At 38.1% G+C, this 21,012-nt stretch carries 16 protein-coding genes; 12 read left to right on the forward strand and 4 right to left on the reverse strand.

Annotated elements, in window-relative coordinates; translation table 11 throughout:
- Positions 1-120 precede the first annotated feature (120 nt).
- The gene (locus tag B3D94_RS15185; RefSeq protein ID WP_069480702.1) at positions 121-1,290 is read right to left on the reverse strand and encodes a PucR family transcriptional regulator; all 1,170 of its coding nucleotides are present in this window, start codon (positions 1,288-1,290) and stop codon (positions 121-123) included.
- A gap of 140 nt (positions 1,291-1,430) precedes the next feature.
- On the opposite strand from B3D94_RS15185, the gene B3D94_RS15190 reads away from it, so the two are divergent.
- From B3D94_RS15190 to B3D94_RS15215, 6 genes are all read left to right on the forward strand, one after another.
- Complete coding sequence (locus B3D94_RS15190; RefSeq protein ID WP_291758125.1) at positions 1,431-2,675, forward strand: Zn-dependent hydrolase; 1,245 nt, start codon at positions 1,431-1,433, stop codon at positions 2,673-2,675.
- A 44-nt stretch (positions 2,676-2,719) separates the two neighbouring features.
- Positions 2,720-4,123 carry a dihydropyrimidinase gene (gene hydA, locus B3D94_RS15195; protein ID WP_291758127.1) on the forward strand — a complete coding sequence of 468 codons (1,404 nt, stop codon included), beginning with the start codon at positions 2,720-2,722 and terminating at the stop codon, positions 4,121-4,123.
- Positions 4,124-4,220: 97 nt separating this feature from the next.
- Complete coding sequence (locus B3D94_RS15200; RefSeq protein WP_291758129.1) at positions 4,221-5,588, forward strand: NAD(P)-dependent oxidoreductase; 1,368 nt, start codon at positions 4,221-4,223, stop codon at positions 5,586-5,588.
- Between the two features lie 13 nt (positions 5,589-5,601).
- On the forward strand, positions 5,602-6,864 hold the full coding sequence (gene preA / locus B3D94_RS15205; RefSeq protein WP_069480706.1) for an NAD-dependent dihydropyrimidine dehydrogenase subunit PreA: 1,263 nt from the start codon (positions 5,602-5,604) through the stop codon (positions 6,862-6,864).
- Positions 6,865-7,047: 183 nt separating this feature from the next.
- Complete coding sequence (locus B3D94_RS15210; protein ID WP_036147681.1) at positions 7,048-8,565, forward strand: NCS1 family transporter; 1,518 nt, start codon at positions 7,048-7,050, stop codon at positions 8,563-8,565.
- 45 nt (positions 8,566-8,610) lie between these two features.
- Positions 8,611-8,817 (forward strand): hypothetical protein, encoded by a 207-nt coding sequence (locus tag B3D94_RS15215; protein ID WP_036147683.1) that lies wholly within the window; start codon positions 8,611-8,613, stop codon positions 8,815-8,817.
- 152 nt (positions 8,818-8,969) lie between these two features.
- Here B3D94_RS15215 and B3D94_RS15220 read toward each other — a convergent pair whose 3' ends face one another.
- On the reverse strand, positions 8,970-10,352 hold the full coding sequence (locus B3D94_RS15220) for an APC family permease (protein WP_291760592.1): 1,383 nt from the start codon (positions 10,350-10,352) through the stop codon (positions 8,970-8,972).
- 279 nt (positions 10,353-10,631) lie between these two features.
- On the opposite strand from B3D94_RS15220, the gene B3D94_RS15225 reads away from it, so the two are divergent.
- From B3D94_RS15225 to B3D94_RS15240, 4 genes are all read left to right on the forward strand, one after another.
- On the forward strand, positions 10,632-12,005 hold the full coding sequence (locus B3D94_RS15225) for an amino acid permease (RefSeq protein ID WP_291758134.1): 1,374 nt from the start codon (positions 10,632-10,634) through the stop codon (positions 12,003-12,005).
- Between the two features lie 148 nt (positions 12,006-12,153).
- Complete coding sequence (locus B3D94_RS15230; protein ID WP_069480709.1) at positions 12,154-13,563, forward strand: spore germination protein; 1,410 nt, start codon at positions 12,154-12,156, stop codon at positions 13,561-13,563.
- Between the two features lie 11 nt (positions 13,564-13,574).
- Positions 13,575-14,654 (forward strand): GerAB/ArcD/ProY family transporter, encoded by a 1,080-nt coding sequence (locus tag B3D94_RS15235; RefSeq protein WP_254664242.1) that lies wholly within the window; start codon positions 13,575-13,577, stop codon positions 14,652-14,654.
- Positions 14,651-15,763, forward strand: coding sequence for a Ger(x)C family spore germination protein (locus B3D94_RS15240; RefSeq protein ID WP_069480710.1), 1,113 nt, complete (start codon positions 14,651-14,653; stop codon positions 15,761-15,763). Before B3D94_RS15235 ends, B3D94_RS15240 begins: the two co-directional genes overlap by 4 nt.
- 47 nt (positions 15,764-15,810) lie before the next feature.
- Here B3D94_RS15240 and pgeF read toward each other — a convergent pair whose 3' ends face one another.
- Entirely contained in the window at positions 15,811-16,572 is a 762-nt protein-coding gene (gene pgeF, locus B3D94_RS15245; protein WP_291758137.1) for a peptidoglycan editing factor PgeF, read from the reverse strand.
- Positions 16,573-16,741: 169 nt separating this feature from the next.
- Here pgeF and B3D94_RS15250 point away from each other — a divergent pair, with 169 nt between their 5' ends.
- Positions 16,742-17,368 (forward strand): hypothetical protein, encoded by a 627-nt coding sequence (locus tag B3D94_RS15250; protein ID WP_069483288.1) that lies wholly within the window; start codon positions 16,742-16,744, stop codon positions 17,366-17,368.
- A 231-nt stretch (positions 17,369-17,599) separates the two neighbouring features.
- On the forward strand, positions 17,600-18,208 hold the full coding sequence (gene safA, locus B3D94_RS15255) for a SafA/ExsA family spore coat assembly protein (protein WP_069483289.1): 609 nt from the start codon (positions 17,600-17,602) through the stop codon (positions 18,206-18,208).
- 190 nt (positions 18,209-18,398) lie between these two features.
- Here safA and B3D94_RS15260 read toward each other — a convergent pair whose 3' ends face one another.
- Positions 18,399-20,891 carry a helix-turn-helix transcriptional regulator gene (locus tag B3D94_RS15260; RefSeq protein WP_291758141.1) on the reverse strand — a complete coding sequence of 831 codons (2,493 nt, stop codon included), beginning with the start codon at positions 20,889-20,891 and terminating at the stop codon, positions 18,399-18,401.
- Positions 20,892-21,012: the final 121 nt, after the last annotated feature.

Consider the following 21,012-nt stretch of genomic DNA (forward strand, 5'->3'; position numbering starts at 1 on the left):
CAGATGTGGACAACAAAAATGCAAAGTCGACCCCATTTGTACTTTATATGTATGCCTTAAGAGTTTTAGAAGGAATATTTCGTGATAGAAAATTCAGATAATTCAGTTGCTATAAACCTATTATTGATGTGTTAAAACATCCTCTATTAAAAAGGCAATATACAAATTTGTCTTTGTAAAAGGATTACTCAAGTCCATATCTAATAGCATTTCAATTTTTTTTATTTTATAAAGTACCGTGTTACGATGAATAAACTGACGCTCACTTATCCTACTTGTACTACCATTTTCCTCAAGGAAAATGCGTAAAAATGGTACATAGTCTGTGTTATGCACATCATCATAGTGGTAGAGATGGCCAAGAATATCTTGGCTAAATGATTTCATGAGTGATTGATTTTGTACAGCCATAATAATTTTATAGGCACCTATTTCTTTATATTTATATAAAAAACGATTGTTGTGGAGCTGAGCTAAATGAATGACCGTTAATGATTCATCATAGCTTTTACGGACATTTTCTAGCTCTTTGTGGTAGTTACCTTTTCCAATAATCATATCCAAGCAACCATTTTTCACCGTAATTTTTTCATAGATTTCTTCAACGATTTTTGAGAAGGGTATATTGGGTGTGTTGATCTGTGTTTTATCAATTAAAAAGATGAGGTAGTTTTTATGTTTTAATTTTAAGAAGCGTTGATAGCGATTTTGAAAAGCGAACTGCACCAATACCTCATATCGATCAATGGAGGCTTGAGTGCCGACCGTTGTGCAAGTAATGATGGCTAATTCTCTCCCTTGGGGAAAACCGAGCTGTGCTAATTGATCCTTCATGGTGTTAGCGTTTTGTTTGTAATGGAATAATAAATTAAACAGAACCTTTTCTTCGATGGATAGCTCCTGATGGTGGTTGGCAATAAACTGAAAGGTCGTTTTTAATAGATCGGCAATTCGATAATTCCATGGCATTTGAAAAATAGGGAAATCATATTGATTGGCAAATGAAATGACGGCTTCTGGAATATCAGGAATGAATGGACCTGTATTAATAATAAAACCAGCTACTTTTTTGGCGTAGGCTTGTTTCACAAGTTGTTCTAATGAATCTACATTTGCATCTAAATTAATACCTGTTGTGACGACTAATTCATTGGGTCTACAAAACATGATTAAATCATTGCTTTCAACAACATTAATACCAGTAACTCTTCGATACGTACCACTATGTCCAGCGACTAATGTGAGCATTGGGAATTGAACTCCCTCCACAATTTTACGAATCGTCCCCATATTTCCCCCCCTTAATTATGAACATAACTTACCATATATGATGTGCAGTTGCACATATTTTTTTAGTTTTCTATCCATATCTCTCAAATTTTATCTATTTTAGAATGTTTAATAACTACTGTGAAAGAGAGGACTTGCATATGTATAAATGTAATAGTAGACGATTGCAAGAGTTAATTGAAAAATTTAGTCAATTTGGGGCTACTGAAAATGGTGGCGTCACACGTTTATCTCTTTCGGATGAGGATGTATTAGCACGAAACTATTTTTGTGAGTGTTGTGAGGCTTTAGGTATGGACATTCATGTGGATGATATGGGAAATATTTATGCGACTCTTGCTGGGAAAAAGGATGTGCCACCAATCGTTATGGGTTCCCATTTAGATTCAGTGGAAAAGGGCGGAAGATTCGATGGTGTATTAGGCGTCTTAACGGCTATCGAGGCAATTCGAACGATTAAAGAAAATGAAATAGAAGTGGATATTCCGCTCATGATTGTCAATTTTACGAATGAAGAAGGGGCTCGTTTTGACCCAGCAATGATGAGTTCGGGGGTAATCACCTCTAAATTTGCCAAAGAAAAGATGCTACAATCCACAGATAAAAATGGTGTTCGTTTCCACGAAGCATTACACGCAAGTGGGTATGAGGGAGAGCAAGCCAATCGTCTGAAGGAAGCACTTGCTTATATCGAATTGCATATTGAGCAAGGGCCAGTGTTAGAGGCAAAACAACGTGAAATTGGGGTTGTAGAAGGTGTGCTTGGCATGGTTTGCTACGAAATTACAATTACAGGGCAATCGAATCATGCTGGTACGACACCCATGTCAATGCGGAAAGACCCGATGATTGTTGCCTCAACGATCATAAAAGAGTTACATGAGCAATTAGGAAAGATTGATGAGCAATTAGTGTTTACATTTGGCCGTCTGAATGTTTCGCCCAATATTCACACAGTCATCCCTAATAAGGTGACATTTACGATTGATTCTCGTCATCAAGATCCCAAGGTGATGGAACAAGTTGAGGATATTTTTAATGCGCTACCAGAAACTGCAGGAGGATGTAATATCCACCCAGTAAAGCTATGGGGTAGGGAAACGGTGTATTTTGATAAAGCTATTTGTAATGAGGTAGAAAGAGCCTGTCAGAGCTTCGGTTATACTGCACATCGCATGTTTAGTGGAGCAGGACACGATGCCCAGTATATGGCGGGTATGGTTCCATCGGCAATGATTTTTGTTCCAAGTATTCAAGGGAAGAGTCATTGTGAGGAAGAGAAAACAACCTTTGAGGATTGTGCAAAGGGAGCAGATATTTTACTAGAAACGGTTCTAACGCTACAAACAAAATTTAGTATGGGCGAAACTTATACATTGCATTAAACATGAAGTATTCTCTAATTTTGTGATGAAGGGTGAGGGGCACAGTGAAAAAAATTATTAAAGGTGGAAGAGTAGCAACTGCTGCGGATGCATTTGAGGCAGATATTTTAATTGATAATGGCAAGATTGTGCGAATCGGACAAAATTTAAGTGAGGATGGCGCTGAAATCATTGATGCAACTGGTAAATATGTGTTGCCAGGGGGGATTGATCCTCATACGCATTTAGATATGCCATTCAATAATACAGTGACAGATGATGATTGGAAGTCAGGAACGATTGCGGCGGCTTTTGGTGGGACAACCACTATTTTAGATTTTTGTTTAACAGCAGGTGAAGAAAAATTGTCAGCGGCAGTAGAAAAATGGCATGACAAAGCCAAAGGAAAATCTGCTATTGATTATGGTTTCCATTTAATGATTGGTGATTTAACGCCTGAAACCGAAGCCGAATTACCTCAAATTTTAGAGCAAGAGGGAATTACCTCTGTCAAAGTCTTTATGGCATATGCTAAAGAGTTCCAGGCTTCAGATCGAACACTTTTTAAGGCGTTTAAAATTGCCAAAGATCTTGGAGCATTGGTGATGGTCCATTGTGAAAATGGCTCTGTGATTGATGAACTTGTCGAGGAAGCAAGACGTGCAGGCCATAAGGAGCCGATTTATCATGCATTAACACGACCGGCTGAATTAGAGGGAGAGGCAACAAAACGTGCCATCGAATTAGCGCATATTGCTGGAGCAAAGCTATATGTAGTGCATGTAACATGTAAAGAAGCGGTGGATGAAATTATTGCTGCTCGTGAAAAGGGCTATGACGTCTATGGTGAAACATGTCCACCCTATTTAACACTTGATCAATCAGCTCTTGCCCAGCCAGGCTTTGAAGGAGCCAAGTATGTTTGGTCACCTCCTCTTCGCCCGAAATATCATCAAGAACATTTATGGAATGCCCTAAAGGCGAAACAGCTTCAGACAATTGGCTCTGACCAATGCTCCTTTAGCTTTAAGGGTAAAAAACAGTTAGGCCTAAATGATTTCTCAAAAATTCCAAATGGAGGGCCTTTCATTGAGGATCGTTTCAGTATTTTATATTCTGAAGGCGTTGCCAAAGGTAGAATTTCGATTCATGAATTTGTCGATATGATTTCAACAAGTGCTGCAAAAATATTTGGTTTATTCCCGCAAAAGGGAACAATCGCCATTGGCTCTGATGCAGATATCGTTATTTTTGATCCAGAGGCAAAACGTCAAATTTCGGCTAAAACACATCATATGAACGTCGACTATAACCCATATGAGGGATGGGAAGTGACTGGCGAGCCTGTTAGTGTGCTAGTACGTGGCGAATATGTCATTAAAAATAAAGAATTTGTTGGTGTACTAGGTAGCGGACAATATATTAAACGTCCATTAAAAACAGTAGCTGTGGAAGCCTTGAAGATTTAGCTTCCTTCAGTTTAGGACCGATTGTTTTGGCTGGAGAACAAAACAATCGGTCTCGTAATTGGTGCACGGAAAAAAGAACACATGAGGGGGATGTGGAATGGTTCCGATTCAAGAAAATGCGATGACCTTGCAGCTTAAACGTAATTTTGTGGAATTAAAAAGCAAGATGACAAAGAATGAGGCTATTGAGGAAGCCAATCGTTGTCTTTATTGTTATGACGCACCATGTATTAAAGCTTGTCCAACAAGTATTCAAATCCCAAATTTCATAAAAAAAATCGCATCTGGTAATATGAAGGGTTCTGCAACGACTATATTAGAAGCAAATCCTATTGGTGCAAGCTGTGCAAGGGTTTGTCCAACGGAAGAACTATGCGAAGGAGCGTGTGTCTTAAACTCTTCAACAAAGCCAATTAAAATTGGGGAGTTACAGCGTTATGCAACGGATTGGGCAATGGAAACGAATGCTCAGCTATTTAAACAGGGGCCAAGTAATGGTCATAAGGTAGCTATCATTGGAGCAGGTCCTGCTGGTTTATCGGCGGCACGTGAACTAAGTCGTTTTGGCTATCAAGTAACCATCTATGAGGCTGAAACGAAGGCAGGTGGCTTAGGTAGTTATGGTATTGTAGCGTTCCGATTACCTAATGACGTGGTAGATTGGGAAGTGGAGCAAATTGAACAGCTTGGAGTGGATATTCAAACTAATACGACGGTTGGTGTCGATATTACCGCGGATGAAATTTTGGCAAAATATGACCATGTTATTTTAGCTGTCGGCATGGGGGCTGTTCCAAATCTAGGCATTGAGGGAGAAGATTTAGATGGTGTCCACGATGCTATAGAGTTTGTCAGAAAAACAAAAATGGGACCGCTTACAAATGATATCGTAGGGAAACATGTAGCTGTTATTGGTGCCGGAAATACAGCGATTGACGGTGCTACAAGTGCGGTGCGTTTAGGGGCAGACAATGTCCAAATACTTTATCGAAGAACGGAAAAAGAAATGACTGCTTATAAATTTGAATATGAATTTGCAAAGCAGGATGGTGTGGAATTTAAATGGCTCACAGCACCAAAGAAGATTATTGGCAATGAGGATGGCAGGGTAACAGGTATTGAATGCGTGAAAATGAAGCTTGGTGAACCTGGCCCTGATGGTCGACAAAGACCAGAGGAAGTGCAGGGCTCTAATTTTATCATCGAAGTGGATGCGGTCATTAAAGCCATTGGGCAAACTCGTTTTGTTGCATTAATTGAAGCATTTGGTTTAGACCATACAAATGGCGTTGTTGATATAGATGAGACGACGATGCAAACGTCCAATGACAAAGTGTTTGCATGTGGAGACGTTGTTTTTGGCAATGGACAGGGAGAAGCGATGGTGGTGACTGCTGTACAGCAAGGAAAAGATGCAGCATACAAGATTCATGAACGTTTAAGAAAACCAAGTGAGATTGCATAAAGGGGGAACTTACATGGCAGACTTACGCATTAACTTAGCAGGCATCCAATCGCCGAATCCATTTTGGTTGGCATCCGCACCACCTACGAATTCAGGTTATCAAGTACAACGCGCATTTGAAGCTGGATGGGGTGGTGCCGTGTGGAAAACATTGGGGGATCCAATTTTAAATGTATCCTCCCGTTTTGCGGCTGTTAGTTTTAACGGTCAGCGTGTAGCCGGCTTCAATAATATTGAATTAATTACAGATCGACCGTTAGAAGTAAATTTACAAGAAATTTATGAGACAAAAAAGAAATTTCCTAATCACGCGATTATAGCCTCTTTAATGGTGGAGCCAAAGCAAGAAAAGTGGCATGAAATCGTAAAACGTGTAGAAGATGTGGGGGTTGATGGTCTTGAGCTTAACTTTGGTTGTCCACATGGGATGGCAGAGCGAGGTATGGGTTCTGCCTCTGGTCAAGTCCCTGAACTGGTGGAAAAACAAACGTACTGGGTAAAGGAAGCGGCACGTACACCTGTCATTGTGAAATTAACACCAAACATTACGGATATTACAGTTACGGCAGAAGCGGCTACTAGAGGTGGAGCAGATGCCATAAGTATGATAAACACGATAAATAGTTTAGCAGGTGTAGATTTAGATACTTGGAATACAGTTCCTCATGTGGCTGGTAAAGGAGCGCATGGCGGCTATTGTGGTCCAGCTGTAAAGCCAATTGCACTTAATATGGTAGCAGAATGTGCTCGCAATCCATTAGTCAATGTGCCGATTTCGGGCATTGGCGGAATTTCTAATTGGCAGGATGCCGCAGAATTTATATTAATGGGTGCAACAGGCGTTCAAGTTTGTACAGCAGCGATGCACCATGGCTTTAGTATTGTGGAGGATATGATTGATGGGTTGAACAATTATTTAGATGATAAAGGTATAGCTTCCGTCATGGACTTAGTAGGTCGCTCCGTTTCAAGATATTCCAACTGGGGTGATTTAGACTTAAATTATAAAATTGTCGCAGAAATTAATAATGATGTTTGTATTAATTGTAACAAGTGTCATATTGCTTGCGAGGATACGTCGCATCAATGTATTGACCTCTATACAGAAAATGGACGTCCATTACTAAAAGTTCGTGAAGAAGACTGCGTAGGTTGTAATCTATGCTCTATTGTTTGTCCAGTAGATGGTGCCATTTCGATGGTTGAACGTAAATCAACCGTTCCACCAATGACATGGAATGAACGCCAAACGCTCATTAGCAGTCTCTCAAAATAAAGACTTTTCATCTTTATTCAGTAGTAGACATTTATAGGGAAGAGCTATAGCCTATCGAACACCAACTGAATGAAGATAGATAAATAAAATCGAAATTCCACCTTCCTTCATCAAGTGGCGATGGAGGAGAGGAAAACTTCAAGTAGGTTGTCACGGAAATTAGAAAAAAAGGAGAGAAACTTTATGGAACGTGAAGGGAATTATTTAAAATCCCCAGATTTACTTCCAGTGACACATCAACAAAGAAATATTGGAACATTTGGTTTTGCGGTGATTTGGATAGGAATGGCGATTGTTTTAGCGGCTTTTGCAATTGGCGGTTCAGCCATTATGAATTTATCCTTACCAATGGTTATTTTAGCTACGTTGGTAGGTTCCTGTTTGATCGGTGTCTTTATGACGTTAATTGGTGATATAGGTATTGAGCATGGATTGTCATTCCCTGTTTATATGCGTGCACCATTCGGCACATTTGGCACTCATATTCCTTCTCTTGTAAGGGGCATAACAGCCGCATGTTGGTTTGGTCTTAATACGTATTTTGGAGCATTAGCCATAAACGGCATTTTAAATTTATTATTTGATTATGATAATTGGTTTATTTGTTTCCTTGTATTTGCGGCACTTCAGCTCTTTAATACATCACTCGGCATTAAGTCCATTGAGCGCTTTGCTGATTTAGCAGCGCCTGTCATTATTTTAATTTCTTGCTGGATGTATTACACATTAGCTGATAATGCTACGTCCCAAGGTAAAAATATATGGACGTGGGTAGAAACGCCAACAACGGGCTTTGCTGCCTTTACAGCTTTTATGGTAGTGGTCATGGCAAACATGGGCTTTTGGTCAACACTGGCAGCTGATATGCCATCATTATCTCGCTTTTTTAAAGCACCTAAAAATGAACGCAATTGGTTCAAACGGAATAAAACACAGCTCGTGGGCTCATTAATTGTTATGCCAATAACGAACACATTTATTGTTACAATTGGTGCAGTTTGTTATATGGCAGTAGCATCTGCTGACCCTATCAATGCTTTACAACAAAGTGCGAGTGGTTTTATTTTAGGAGTCCTTTTGCTGATGATTGTGTTAGCACAATGGTCAACGAATACGTCTGCTAATGTTGTACCAGCAGCTACTATTTTCTCAAATATCGGTGGCCCCAAAGTACCTTTTTGGGTAGGGGTTGTTATTGCGGGGATTATTGGTATTCTTGCTCAACCATGGAGTTTATTTGATGTAATGGTCAATGTTCTATTGATTATAGGTGGAATATTAACGGCGATTGTAGGGATTTTATTTGCGGATTATTATCTCATTCGCAAACGCCGTGTACATGTCAAGGAACTCTATGAATTAGATGGGCAATTTAAATACTATAAAGGTTTTAATATCGCGGGGTTAGTGGCCTGGGTAATCGGTGGTGCTATCGCTAATATTTTTTCTACTTATTCTTCTTTAGTAGGGTTCTTTGTAGGAGCAATTGTCTATTATGTCTTAGCAAAGTATTGGTGGTTTAAAAAATATCCTCAAGCAGAGCTAGAAGATCCAAGTGATGCGAAGTATTTAGGTATTACAGTCGGACATAATTTGGATGAATTATTTGGCCAACAAGTACATGCGCCACTGACAGATCAAGAGGAAGAAGAGCTAGTGGAGCAACCAGACCCTCTGTTAGAAATAAAAGGTGCCGAATAAGGGACACTACATCAAGACATTTTCAAAAGAAGGTGAGGTGATGGCATGTCTGAATTCCAACAAAGCAAAGAGGAAATCCAAAAAGTGGATCATTATTTAGATAGCGGCTTTAAAATCAAATATGTCTACGAAAATTTAAGTGGGATGTTTGTAGAATTTGCTCGTCAGGAAGAAGTGACATTACTACAAATTCTAACGGCAGATGCACGAAAGTATTTCACAGCAAAATTACAGGAACAAACCTTACTATAATAACGAAGTAACCTCTATTTCATTCGCCAAGGATGGGATAGAGGTTTTTATGTTTGCCAGTTCGTTATGTAACAACAGAGCAAGCCTCTAGTTTTATAGGAATTGACATCAATTAAATTAAAAAAGATGTCCCTATGAGAGACACCTTTTTCTTATCCTTTATTCATTTCGCTATGCTTTCGACCATAAACCAAATAAACAATCAAACCGATGATGAACCAAATACTACATGCAATCCATGTAATGACAGAAAGCTGTGAAATTAAAAAGAGACATAATAGGAATGATAAAATCGGTAGGACTGGGAAAAATGGTACTTTAAAGCCCCCAGAAGGAATATTTTTATTTTTACGTAAATACACCACACCGATGGATACAATAGTAAATGCGACTAATGTACCCATATTGACTAATTCGGCAAGCTTAGAGAGTGGTACAAATCCTGCACAAAAGGCAACTAGTATTGCGAACATCCATGTGTTTTTCACGGGAGTTTTATATTTGGGACTGAGCTCAGCCATGCTTTTTGGCAGTAAACCATCACGGCCTAATGCGTACAGTAGTCGTGTTCCTCCATAAGACATAACTAATATAACAGTCATCATTCCAACTACGGCACCTAGTGAGATAATTCCCGCAATCCAATCTTGGTGGACCATCTGCATCACATAGCTAACGGGGTCACTAACATTTAAAGCATGATAAGGAACGATACCCGTTAAAACCATTGATACAGCAACATAAAGCACCGTACAAATAAGTAAAGAACCGATGATACCAATGGGCATATTCCGCTGTGGATTTTTAACTTCCTCAGCAGCCGAAGATACCGCATCAAAACCTAAATAAGCAAAAAATACAAGTGCTGCTCCACTGAAGACGCCGCTTATGCCAAATGGTAGAAAGGGCTCCCAGTTAGTAGGCTTTACATAAAATACCCCCACGCCAATAAATAGTAAGATGACAGCGACCTTCAAGAAAACCATCCAAGTATTGAATCGAGTGGATTCTTTAATACCAAGCGTTAATAAAAATGCCGTAGCAAAAATAATCAAAATCGCAGGGACATTCATATATGTGCCAGCAGCAGGATTAAAGGCTCCTGAAATTGCTTGAGGCAAAACGATATGAAAGCCGGCAAGAAGTGAGTTTAAGTAAGATGACCAACCTGTCGCAACAGCGGCAACAGCCAGTCCATATTCCAAAAGCAAAGCCCATCCTACTAACCACGCAATAATCTCGCCAAAGACAATATAGCCATACGTATAGGCGCTCCCAGTTACGGGGACACTTGACGCAAATTCGGAATAACACATGCCTGCAAAAGCGCAAACAAGGGCAGCGATAATAAAGGAAAAAACGATCCCAGGCCCAGCATGTGTTGCTGCCACCGTTCCAGGCAAGATGAAAATACCAGTGCCGACGATGGCACCCACGCCTAATAATATAAGATCAAAGGCACCTAACGTTTTCTTTAGTTGAATAGTCCCTTTGTTGTGTAATAGTTCCTCAATTTTCTTTCTTCTAAATAATATTTTACTCACATTCAAACCTCTTTTTCTTAGAAATATGTAAAAATATTATACTTTTTTGATAATTGGGTCAATGTTTTTGTCGAAATAAAGCGAAAAAACTATAATATTTAGAAAATTTAGAACGGTAATAGTCAGGGCGCTACTCCATATGCTAAATCTATCAAAAAAACATTAATTTTTGTTTTTCCTAAAAATACAATTGTCTTTTTTAGAAAAATTGATTATGATTTTAAAGTATATTCAACGTAGACAGAACAACAGGGAAAGAGGCGTTATGGAGTGGCCAACAAAGAATTACAACGAGGATTAGAGGCACGTCACATCCAAATGATCGCACTTGGCGGTACGATTGGTGTGGGCTTATTTATGGGTTCTGCAAGTGCCATCCAATGGACAGGACCTTCTGTACTCCTTGCCTATGGAATTGCAGGTATTTTTATATTTTTCATTATGAGAGCAATGGGTGAGATGCTTTATATGGAGCCAAGTACAGGCTCTTTTGCAACATTTGGCTATAAATATATTCACCCCCTAGCAGGCTATTTAACGGCATGGAGCAACTGGTTCCAATGGGTAATTGTTGGGATGTCAGAAATTATAGCCGTGGGAACGTATATGCAGTATTGGTATCCAGATTTACCTGCATGGATACCGGGTCTAATTGCGATGATAATATTAGGTGTGGCAAACTTTATCTCTGTTAAATCTTTTGGTGAATTTGAATTTTGGTTCGCCATGATTAAAATCGTTACCATTATATTAATGATTGTAGCAGGGGTTGGACTGATCTTCTTTGGCTTTGGTAATGATGGTATTGCAATTGGCTTGTCAAATCTATGGAGTCATGGTGGCTTCTTTACTGGCGGCTGGACAGGCTTCTTCTTTGCTTTATCGTTAGTTGTTGCAGCTTACCAAGGCGTAGAGCTTATTGGCATTACAGCAGGAGAAGCGAAAAATCCACAAAAGACAATTACGAATGCTATTCAAAGTATTATTTGGCGCATTTTAATTTTCTATATAGGAGCTATTTTTGTCATTGTGACAGTGTATCCGTGGGATGAATTGGGTACTATCGGTAGTCCTTTTGTTGCGACATTTGCCAAGGTAGGTATTACAGCTGCTGCAGGTATTATTAATTTTGTCGTTATTACAGCTGCTATGTCTGGCTGTAACAGTGGTATTTATAGTGCAGGACGTATGTTATATACTCTTGCGATGAATGGACAAGCACCGAAATTTTTCGCGAAGCTTTCCAAAAATGGTGTACCTTTATTTGGTACAGCTGGCGTGTTAATTGGTTTAGTGATTGGTGTCATTTTAAGCTATATTGCACCACAGAATTTATTTGTCTATGTGTATAGTGCAAGTGTTTTACCAGGAATGATACCGTGGTTCATTATATTAATTAGTCAAATGAAATTTAGAAAAGTAAAAGGTGAACAATTAGCAAATCAACCGTTCAAAATGCCATTAGCCCCTATTACGAATTATTTAACAATTATCTTTTTAATCATGGTGCTGGTTGGCATGTGGATTAATGATGATACGCGTATATCATTAATTGTAGGAATTGTTTTTTTAGTAATTGTAACTATTAGCTATTATGCATTTGGTATTGGCAAAAATCGCTACAGTACGGATCAAGGCGAATAGCAAAAAAGATGCTTCTCTCAAAAAGAGAGGCATCTTTTTTTTGCCTATTTTTGCTAGCATATTTTTTACATAATCATTCGTAAACATGCCAAACTAAAAAAAATTACATGTGGACTGGTATTCGTTGAAATAAAGGGGGTTGAACGGAATGCACGAAATGCCTGAACAGCTTGTTGCAAAATTAAAAAAGGAAATAAATGATGTAGATGATGTAAAGCTGAATATGATTGCAACAGAAGAAGGGGATGTTACCCTTATCTATTTTTCTTCCCTTATAGAAAAAATGACGTTACAAACAATGGTATCTATTCCGTTAACCAATAATCTTAAACAAATTCATCAAATGGCTCAATATGTGGACCCTAAAGATATACAAGGCGTCATTAAAAAATTGAACTCTGGGCAAACACTGCTGTTTTTTCATGAAACCAATGCCCTTTTAAGTATGGATACGTATAGTGCACCTACAAGGGCCATTACAAACACTGAAACAGAATCAACGGTTATAGGGCCTCAGGATGCATTTACAGAATCTTTGGAGACCAATATTTCTCTAGTGAGAAGACGAATTCAAAGCGCTCAGCTGAAAAATGAAAATCGTATTGTTGGTTCAGAGGCTAATATTAAAATTTCCATTATGTATATGGATAATATTGTGAACCATAAAAACTTAGACGATCTTCGGAATCGTATTGATCAGGTGGAATTCCCTTTATTTACGGATATATCGGTGTTGAAGCAATTAATAGAGGATAACCCGCTATCACCATTTCCTCAATATTATATGACGGTACGTCCCGATAGTATTTGTCGATACCTTATTGATGGCCGGATTGTCATGTTTATGGATAATAGCCAATTAGCTATTGTTTGTCCGACCTCTTTTTTTGAAATGTTCGTGTCAATTGAGGATTATTATAACAGGTGGACTACAGCCTCATTACTAAGGATGCTGCGCTTCTTTGGTTTTTTCTTAACGATTATGATTACGCCCATGTATATTTCTGCCTTAACCTTTCATCCAGAAATATTGCCATATGAACTATTGTTAAATCTTCAAGAATCAAGAAGTAAAGTTCCTTTTCCACCTCTCATCGAAGTGTTATTTATCGAACTTATTGTAGAGGTATTACGGGAAGCCGGTTCTCGAATGCCTGCCAAAGTCGGACAAACAATCGGTATCGTAGGAGGTATAGTAATTGGGACTGCGGCTGTGCAGGCAGGATTACTTAGTAACATCCTCATTGTGTTGGTGGCCACTTCTGCACTATTATCTTTCCTACCACCGATTTTCTTAATGAGTAATACGAGCCGATTTGTACGTTATATTTTCATTTTATCCGCCGGGTTATTCGGTCTATTTGGACAAATGCTTGCCTTTGCTTGGCTAATTCATCATTTACTAAGTTTAAAATCATTAGGAACTCATTATATGACGCCAGGTATACCGAGAAAACCAACGGATTTATTAGATAATGTCATCAGATTTCCTATCAACTATTTAACGAAAAAGTCGGGCATTTCAAGGGTTCAGAAAAATACGACAGAGGAGAAATGAGGTAAAAAGCCTTGGGCGCAGCTAACGTAAAAATGCTAAATCGCTATCACGTCATTTTTTTGGCCCAGAGTATTATGGTTGGGACTGGGATACTGTCATTGCCACAAAAATTGAGTGCTATGGGCTATACTGAATGGTTTATGCCCATATTATTCGGTATAGTTGCTACCTTAACGCTATGGCCAATGGTTTGGCTTTGTTCTAAATACCCGAATGACCATTTATTTCGTATCAATGAAATTCTTCTTGGGAAAGTGTTAGGGAAAGGGCTTAATTTTTTATTTGTCATTCAATTTATTATCTTTAGTGCAGGAATTATTAGTAACTATATGCATCTTATACAAAGTACAGCGTTACAAGAGCAAACGATCACCTTGCCTGTTCTTTGCTTCTTACTTTTATTGATTTATATTGTAAGTGGTGGTATCAAATCCATCGCTAGATTTTGCATGATGACTTTTTTTATTACGATCGGCATGTTTTACTTTACACGGTGGGCCATTGAAAAGGGGGAGGTAAGTCATTTACTACCTCTATTCAATTTTAGTGGGATCGATTTTTTTCATGCATTTAAAGAAGGGTATTTATCAATTCTTGGCTATGAATTAATTATATTTTACTTTCCATATATCATCGATCAGAAAAAAGCCTTTCGCCATTCATTGATTGGTATTTGGATTAGTATTTTTCTCTGTTTTTTTACGACAATAGTAAGTGTCATCTATTATTCTGAATGGCAACTGAAAAATGTAGAGTTTTCCGTCTTAAATTTATTTAAAGCTGGCGAGTTCACCTTTGTGGAACGAATCGATATTATCGGTATAACGTTATGGGTATTTTTAATATTATCCACGGCCACAGCCTATGTATGGTGTGCCAAATTAGGGGTGGATTCCGTGTTTAAAAAGAAAAATAGTTATGCATTATATGTGATTGCAGCAATCATTTTTTTGATTATTAGAATGCCATTTTCTCGAGAATTCCAAGAGAAACTTTTTACAGCAAGCAATTATATTGGGTATATGCTAATTATTTGGCCTATCTTCTTAAGCTTGATCTATGTAGTTCGAAAAAAGAAGGTGCAACCATGAATAGAAAGCTTCTGCTAGGCATTACATTTGTGCTCTTAGTGTTATTGGGTGGTTGTTCTAGAAAAGAGCTGAAGGTACCATTAGAGGATATAGGAATGGTTGGGACTATGGCTTTTGATTATATCGATGAAGACCAAATGAAATTAACGGTAGCCATTCCTCAATATGCACCAGAGGCACAACAAAACACACAAATCTTCTCAGTGTCTACAGATCTAGTTTCGAATGGTATTGTAGAAATCGAAAAGCTTTCGGATAAAAAGATTGTCTTTAACCAATTACGTGTTGTGCTCGTTAATGAAGAATTTGCACGAAAAGGTGAGATACGAAATGTAATTCAGCATCTGTACAGAAATGCTGAGGTGGGCAATAAAGTGCTCATTGCTATTGTGAAAGACAAAGCAGAAGGAATTATAAAAGGAAATTATCCGGATAAACCAAACATTAATTTATACATTAATGATTTATTGGAACCAAGCATAAATACGGCTTTTAATCCGAATACGAATATTCATGATTTTATGTATACCATAACGAATCCTGTGACGGATACGATTATTCCATATCTTGAAAAGCACGATGATAAAATTGAAATTAAAGGTGTGGCCGTTTTTCAAGGGAACCATATGCATGATGTCATCAAGCCTGAGGAGGCACTTATTGTTCAGGCATTACTAGGCAGAAAAAGTCTAGCGCCTCTCCATTTAGATATACATGAGGGACATGGGGAGGAGAAATTGATGATAGATTTAATTGAGAGCTCTATCAACATGCAAAGTAATAAAAATATTGAATCACCAAAGCTTGTTATTCGGCTTAAGATTAAAGGAACGCTAAGTGAATATAAAGGAGCAAGAGAGTACGAGCTGAATACAATTGAAAGTATTAGCCACTTAGAGAAAGATGTTAATAAGCAGCTAGAAGTGGATATCACTAAGTTTTTAGATAAACTTAAAAATATGGATGTCGATCCTAGCGGGCTAAGTGAAAAATTTAGAATGTACTATCATGGAAAGTGGACGACCAAAAAAACGAGGGAAGTCATAGGCAAATTACAAACGGAAGTACATGTCGAGACATCGATCATTAGTACAGGTACGTTAAAATAAACAGGACAATCCTTAAGAAATTGAAGTGGATTGTCCTTTTCGTTTGTTTAAGATTTTCGCATAATAAAGCTTAAATGTCTGCCTGCCTGTTTGTCCTGACGATAGGAGAAGCCATCAGGGCTAAGGAATGTACAAGTGGCATCAATCTGGATTTGCTCAGATGGAATACCAGCAAGCTCGCATTGTTTTTTCACCGTTTTTTGATTATCAATATGGTATTTATTCGTCTCGGCATTAAAATACATGAATTCCTCTGCATAACCAAGGCTGTGGAACTTCTCATAAACATCAGCATCTACCTCGAATTTTTGCTGGCTTAATGCCATACCAATTTGAACGTGGAAATCTTCTGGTCGACATTGTTCTTCTTCCAACAGATGCTTGAACAGTTTAGGTGTAATTTCTTTAATAGTGCCTTGCCATCCTGAATGAATAACACCCACTAAACCATTGACCGCATTATAAAAAATCACAGGAACGCAATCTGCTGTAAAACTGCATAATAATAAATTAGGCTCAACTGTATAAAGAGCATCTGTGTTTTTCACTGCGGTATCCATTTGCTCCGCGCCACGTCCTTTATCGGCTAATGTCACTCGATGGAAGTTGGCACTATGTGTTTGTTCCGTACAAATAAAATCTTGAAGGTCGCAGTTTAAGGTTGTTGCTAATTGTTGACGATTGTCAATGACATCATGGATATTATTGCAAACATGCAACGCCATATTATTGTGCTCTAATTCAATCGTATCCTTTAAGGTAGTGCCAGCGATAAATTGATCATTATCTACATATATTTTTGATTTCATTCAATCACCCCGCTTTACTATATAGGATTCCACTACGAATGTATAGGTTCCATTCCTTTGAATATTTGTTACTCCTTTCCCTTACCCTACTAGCAAACTTTTAGACATAATGAATAGATTTCTTCACATATAGTATGGGGAATCATATATGGAGGGAGAGAGTAAAAAGATGGCTCAACTAGATATTTTATTAATTTGTCAATTAGGCATGGGCCTTTTCTGGATCATTACATATCTATTAGTTATTTACAAAGGGTGGAAGGATAAAAAATACGGCATGCCTATGGTTGCTATTTGTGCCAATATTGCATGGGAATTTATCTTTACTTTTCTTTACCCACAAAATGACCTTCAACGATTGATTACGCTTACTTGGCTCGTATTAGATATCGTCATACTGATGCAATTTTTACGTTTTGCACCACCAGAATATCGAAGAATCCTCTCTAAAAAATTATTGTATGCCTCTTTTTTGGTCACTTTAATTTTCAGCATGTTAATGATTTTAGGGATTATTCATCAATTTCAGGATTTTGAAGGGAAGTACGCTGCGTTTTTGCAAAACCTCATGATGTCAGGATTATTTATCGGTTTATTATTGCGTAGAGGGAATTTAGATGGTCAATCCATGGGGATTGCTATCTGTAAGATGATGGGAACATTGTTTGCTGCGGTGGGCTTTTATCTTTATTTCCGTACACCGCTGATTACCATTATTTCTATGGCTACCCTTTTTTATGACTGTCTCTATATTCTATTAATTTACCAAATGAAGAGGAAATTAGTAGTGAAGTAGGGATTATTCAGTAAATATTGCTGGCTTATATAGATGGTAATGTTTGTTAATGACAATTAGATTGCAACTTGATGACAAGGTGCATCAATATAAATGGTGTTAAAATGGGATTCGTCGATTTTTATTGTTCGTCTGTCATGTATTTGTAAAAATCCTTCCAAATATTTTGTGATGATTATTGCTCAGAAACTATTTACGATAATAGGAGAGCAAACAGGAAGGATGATAGACATGTTGAAAAAAGTAAAAAAAGCGGTACTTGCTTCAGTTGTTGCAGCTTCATTAATAGTACCAGTGGGGGCAATGGCGGCTGAATCCTATACAGTCTCATCTGGTGACACTCTTTGGAAAATCGCATTGAAGACTGAAACGGGTGTACAAGAATTAATTGATGTAAACCCACAGCTTGCAAATCCAAATCAAATTTATCCTGGACAAAAAATAAATGTCCCTGTAAAAGAACAAGCAAGTGTTGAACAAGAAGTCATTAAACTGGTGAATGCGGAACGTGCCAAAGCAGGTCTTTCAGCATTACAAGACGATTGGGAGTTATCAAGAGTAGCCAAATACAAGTCTCAAGATATGCATGATAAAAAATACTTTGACCATACAAGCCCAACGTATGGAACGCCATTTACGATGATGAAAAATTTCGGTATTTCGTATCGATCAGCCGGTGAAAATATTGCCAAAGGTCAACGCTCTGCACAGGAAGTCGTAACGGCTTGGATGAACAGTGAAGGGCACCGTGCCAATATTCTCAATAAAAACTATACACATATCGGTATAGGCTATGTAGCGGATGGCAATTACTGGACGCAAATGTTTATACAAAAATAAAAGAAGAACTGCCCAAATCAGGTAAGACTGAGTTTGGGCATTTTTTTACTAGAATTTATTAATATTTCTCCGGATCTTCTTTGGACGGTAAATTATTATATGAAATACTTTGAACAAATAACAAAGATAAATAAATGAATCTTTATAGCAAAACGCATCCGTGTCAGTCCCCGATGCGTTTTTATAAGCTTCAATATTTTTTGAGGGCAATCGCCTTGGCTCGGGAGTTGACCCCTAGCTTACTATAAATTGTAGATAAATAAACACGAACAGTGCCTTCTGATAAATGCAGCCGCTTAGCTATTTCACGATTAGTTATACCATCTACTAGTAAATCATAAATATCCTTTTCACGTTGTGTCAGCATTGCTGGAGCTTTTGCATAAAATGTTGTACCTTCTTTCAGATAATTAAAATAGACTGTCGGAGTGGATTCCCATCGCTGATGAAGCTGTTCGAAATAAATTTCTAATAGTGGCTCTAAATCCTTTTCATCTAAAAATGATCGAACATAATAGTAAGGTGCTGCGAGTTCGAAAGCCTCGTGTAAAGTTTCTAAGGCAAGTTCCTGGTGTTCTAGACGGTATTGACAGATAGCTTCAAGTATTGTGGCTTCAATAATTGTAGCAATTTGCTCTTCCTGCTGGCCCTTCATTTTTACCTGAATCAAGATCGTTAAGGCTTCGTTCGGCATTTTCTTCAATAATAGTAAACGGGCGTGTACTAAGAGCCAGAAGGGTTGCTTTGATTGGGTAGACTGTAAAATTAAATGAGCCTGATGACTATCGCCTGCGATAATATGACAGTAGGCTTGCATAATTTGGATAGATGTACGCCAGTGCTTTTCAGTCACATCCTCTAATAGCTGGGTCAGCATAGCCAGAGCAGAACTTATTTGATTTTGCTGTATATAGATTTTTGCTTTCAGGAGATACATGGGGATACATAATCCAGGATCTTGTAATTGATGACCAAGCTTAAGCGCCATCTCAATTTCTTTATGTGTAAACGTTATTAAGTTGCGTTCATATAACGATTCGGCGGCAACACCATAGCTAAAAGCTGTAACATTAGCTGTTTGTAAAGACGTTTCTCGAAAAAGCTCACTTATGACTACTCCTTGTTCCATTGTTTGAAGTTTTCCTTTTGAGCCAATGCTTGTTCGTAAAAGTTTATATTCAAAACTATTATAGGGAATAGGCACATGATCCCATCTAGAAGGGATATGTCCCTTTGCGAGCTGTTTTCTCATAATTTGTTCCACTAACTGTAAATCACCACCAGCGGCAACAATAGCAAAAGCCTTTGCACTTTCATAAATATAAGTCATGGCCGCATGTTCCTCTTGATCCATCCAATGTTCAGTCTGCTGTCGCAATTCAAGTTCCTCCATAAGGGATGACGCTGCTTCAACTTCCGTGGTTGAAATCGATGTCAAAAAACCAATGACTAGCATTTCATATGAGACTTTATAGTGGTCACGACGAAGCTGGTGCAACCACCGCATAAACGTTGCTGTCTGACCTGATAAAAAAAGTTGGACAAGGTGATTGGTCATCCATGGCGTCGCAAGTTCATATTGTCTATGTTTAAGTGCTAATTCAATGGCAGAAATATAATCCCCTTGGTCATAGATGAACTGAGAAGTTTCTAGAACGAGATTATGTATGTCCTGCTTCGAAAATTGTTTTGTTAATTCCATTTGCAATGCTTCCGCTAATAAATGATGGTAACGGAATATGGGCTGTTTGGATTGCAGCCGAATGGTGAAAAGTCCTTTTGCTTCTAAATGCTCCAATTGTTCAAGACTATTTGTCCGCTTGGTCAATTGATCACAAATAGCAGGATCCAACTCCTGTAATAGGGAAGTGCGCAGTAAAAATTGTTGTGTTTCAGATGGTAGGTTATGAATAATTTCTTGCCATAGAAATTCTGAAATGAAGGGCTGTGCAGCTTCTTCAAATGCTTCTATTTCGGGGTCATGCGCAAAGCTAGTTAACAATAATCCAGCTACCCACCCTTCAGTTTTATCTAAAATAGTTTGCAGCTGTTGGTGGTTGAGAGTAGGTAAATGTTTGCAGGAAAAGAATCGCTTCACCTCCTGTAATGTAAAGCGTAAATGTCCCGAATGGATTTCGTGAATCCATTGCTTAACTCGCCACTTAGCTATTGGTAGCGCAGGGACGGAACGAGAGGACATATAGATATGCACATGACTAGGTAAATACTCTACAAATTGTGTCATGAGTTGATGTATCACTAGATTTTCTATGACATGATAATCATCTAATACAATCGAGATGGGCTGTTGAATGGCATTCATTTCTTCTAACAGTGAATAGATAAAAAATTCAAGTGTTGCAGGGTCCTGCGAGTTGAGGAGCGGTGCCAGAATCTGATCCATTTCAATTTTAGATGCCCTCGCAATAGCGTGTAAAATATATGTCCAGTAACGTATAGGATCGTTATCAGCAGCATCTAAGGAAACCCATGCAGTGGTTTCTTTTTTATTTTTCAGCCAGCTACTTAATAAACTGGTTTTTCCATAACCCGCTGGAGCTCGTAAAATGGTTAATTTAACATGTATATGTTGATCGAATAGATCGAATAATTGTGTTCTTTCTATTAAAGTGGGTGAATGATGAGGCATTGTTATTTTAGAAGATAATAATGTTTGAGGCATCTTAACTTCCTCCTTTTGTTCAGAAAAGTTCCACAATTTTTATTGTACTAAACTATTATCATTTTTTCGTATGTTAATAGTCCTATCATTTCCATCTTTCATTGTTTTTTGGTGTTTAAAT

The organism is Lysinibacillus sp. UBA5990, assembly GCF_002429815.1.
Lineage (GTDB): Bacteria > Bacillota > Bacilli > Bacillales_A > Planococcaceae > Lysinibacillus > Lysinibacillus fusiformis.

What these genes read in the sequence shown, in the direction of transcription:
- B3D94_RS15185 (WP_069480702.1), bottom strand. Translation starts at nt 1,290, where the DNA reads ATGGGGACGATTCGTAAAATTGTGGAGGGAGTTCAATTCCCAATGCTC.
- B3D94_RS15190 (WP_291758125.1), top strand. Translation starts at nt 1,431, where the DNA reads ATGTATAAATGTAATAGTAGACGATTGCAAGAGTTAATTGAAAAATTT.
- B3D94_RS15200 (WP_291758129.1), top strand. Translation starts at nt 4,221, where the DNA reads ATGGTTCCGATTCAAGAAAATGCGATGACCTTGCAGCTTAAACGTAAT.
- preA (WP_069480706.1), top strand. Translation starts at nt 5,602, where the DNA reads ATGGCAGACTTACGCATTAACTTAGCAGGCATCCAATCGCCGAATCCA.
- B3D94_RS15210 (WP_036147681.1), top strand. Translation starts at nt 7,048, where the DNA reads ATGGAACGTGAAGGGAATTATTTAAAATCCCCAGATTTACTTCCAGTG.
- B3D94_RS15215 (WP_036147683.1), top strand. Translation starts at nt 8,611, where the DNA reads ATGTCTGAATTCCAACAAAGCAAAGAGGAAATCCAAAAAGTGGATCAT.
- B3D94_RS15230 (WP_069480709.1), top strand. Translation starts at nt 12,154, where the DNA reads ATGCACGAAATGCCTGAACAGCTTGTTGCAAAATTAAAAAAGGAAATA.
- B3D94_RS15240 (WP_069480710.1), top strand. Translation starts at nt 14,651, where the DNA reads ATGAATAGAAAGCTTCTGCTAGGCATTACATTTGTGCTCTTAGTGTTA.
- pgeF (WP_291758137.1), bottom strand. Translation starts at nt 16,572, where the DNA reads ATGAAATCAAAAATATATGTAGATAATGATCAATTTATCGCTGGCACT.
- B3D94_RS15250 (WP_069483288.1), top strand. Translation starts at nt 16,742, where the DNA reads ATGGCTCAACTAGATATTTTATTAATTTGTCAATTAGGCATGGGCCTT.
- safA (WP_069483289.1), top strand. Translation starts at nt 17,600, where the DNA reads ATGTTGAAAAAAGTAAAAAAAGCGGTACTTGCTTCAGTTGTTGCAGCT.
- B3D94_RS15260 (WP_291758141.1), bottom strand. Translation starts at nt 20,891, where the DNA reads ATGCCTCAAACATTATTATCTTCTAAAATAACAATGCCTCATCATTCA.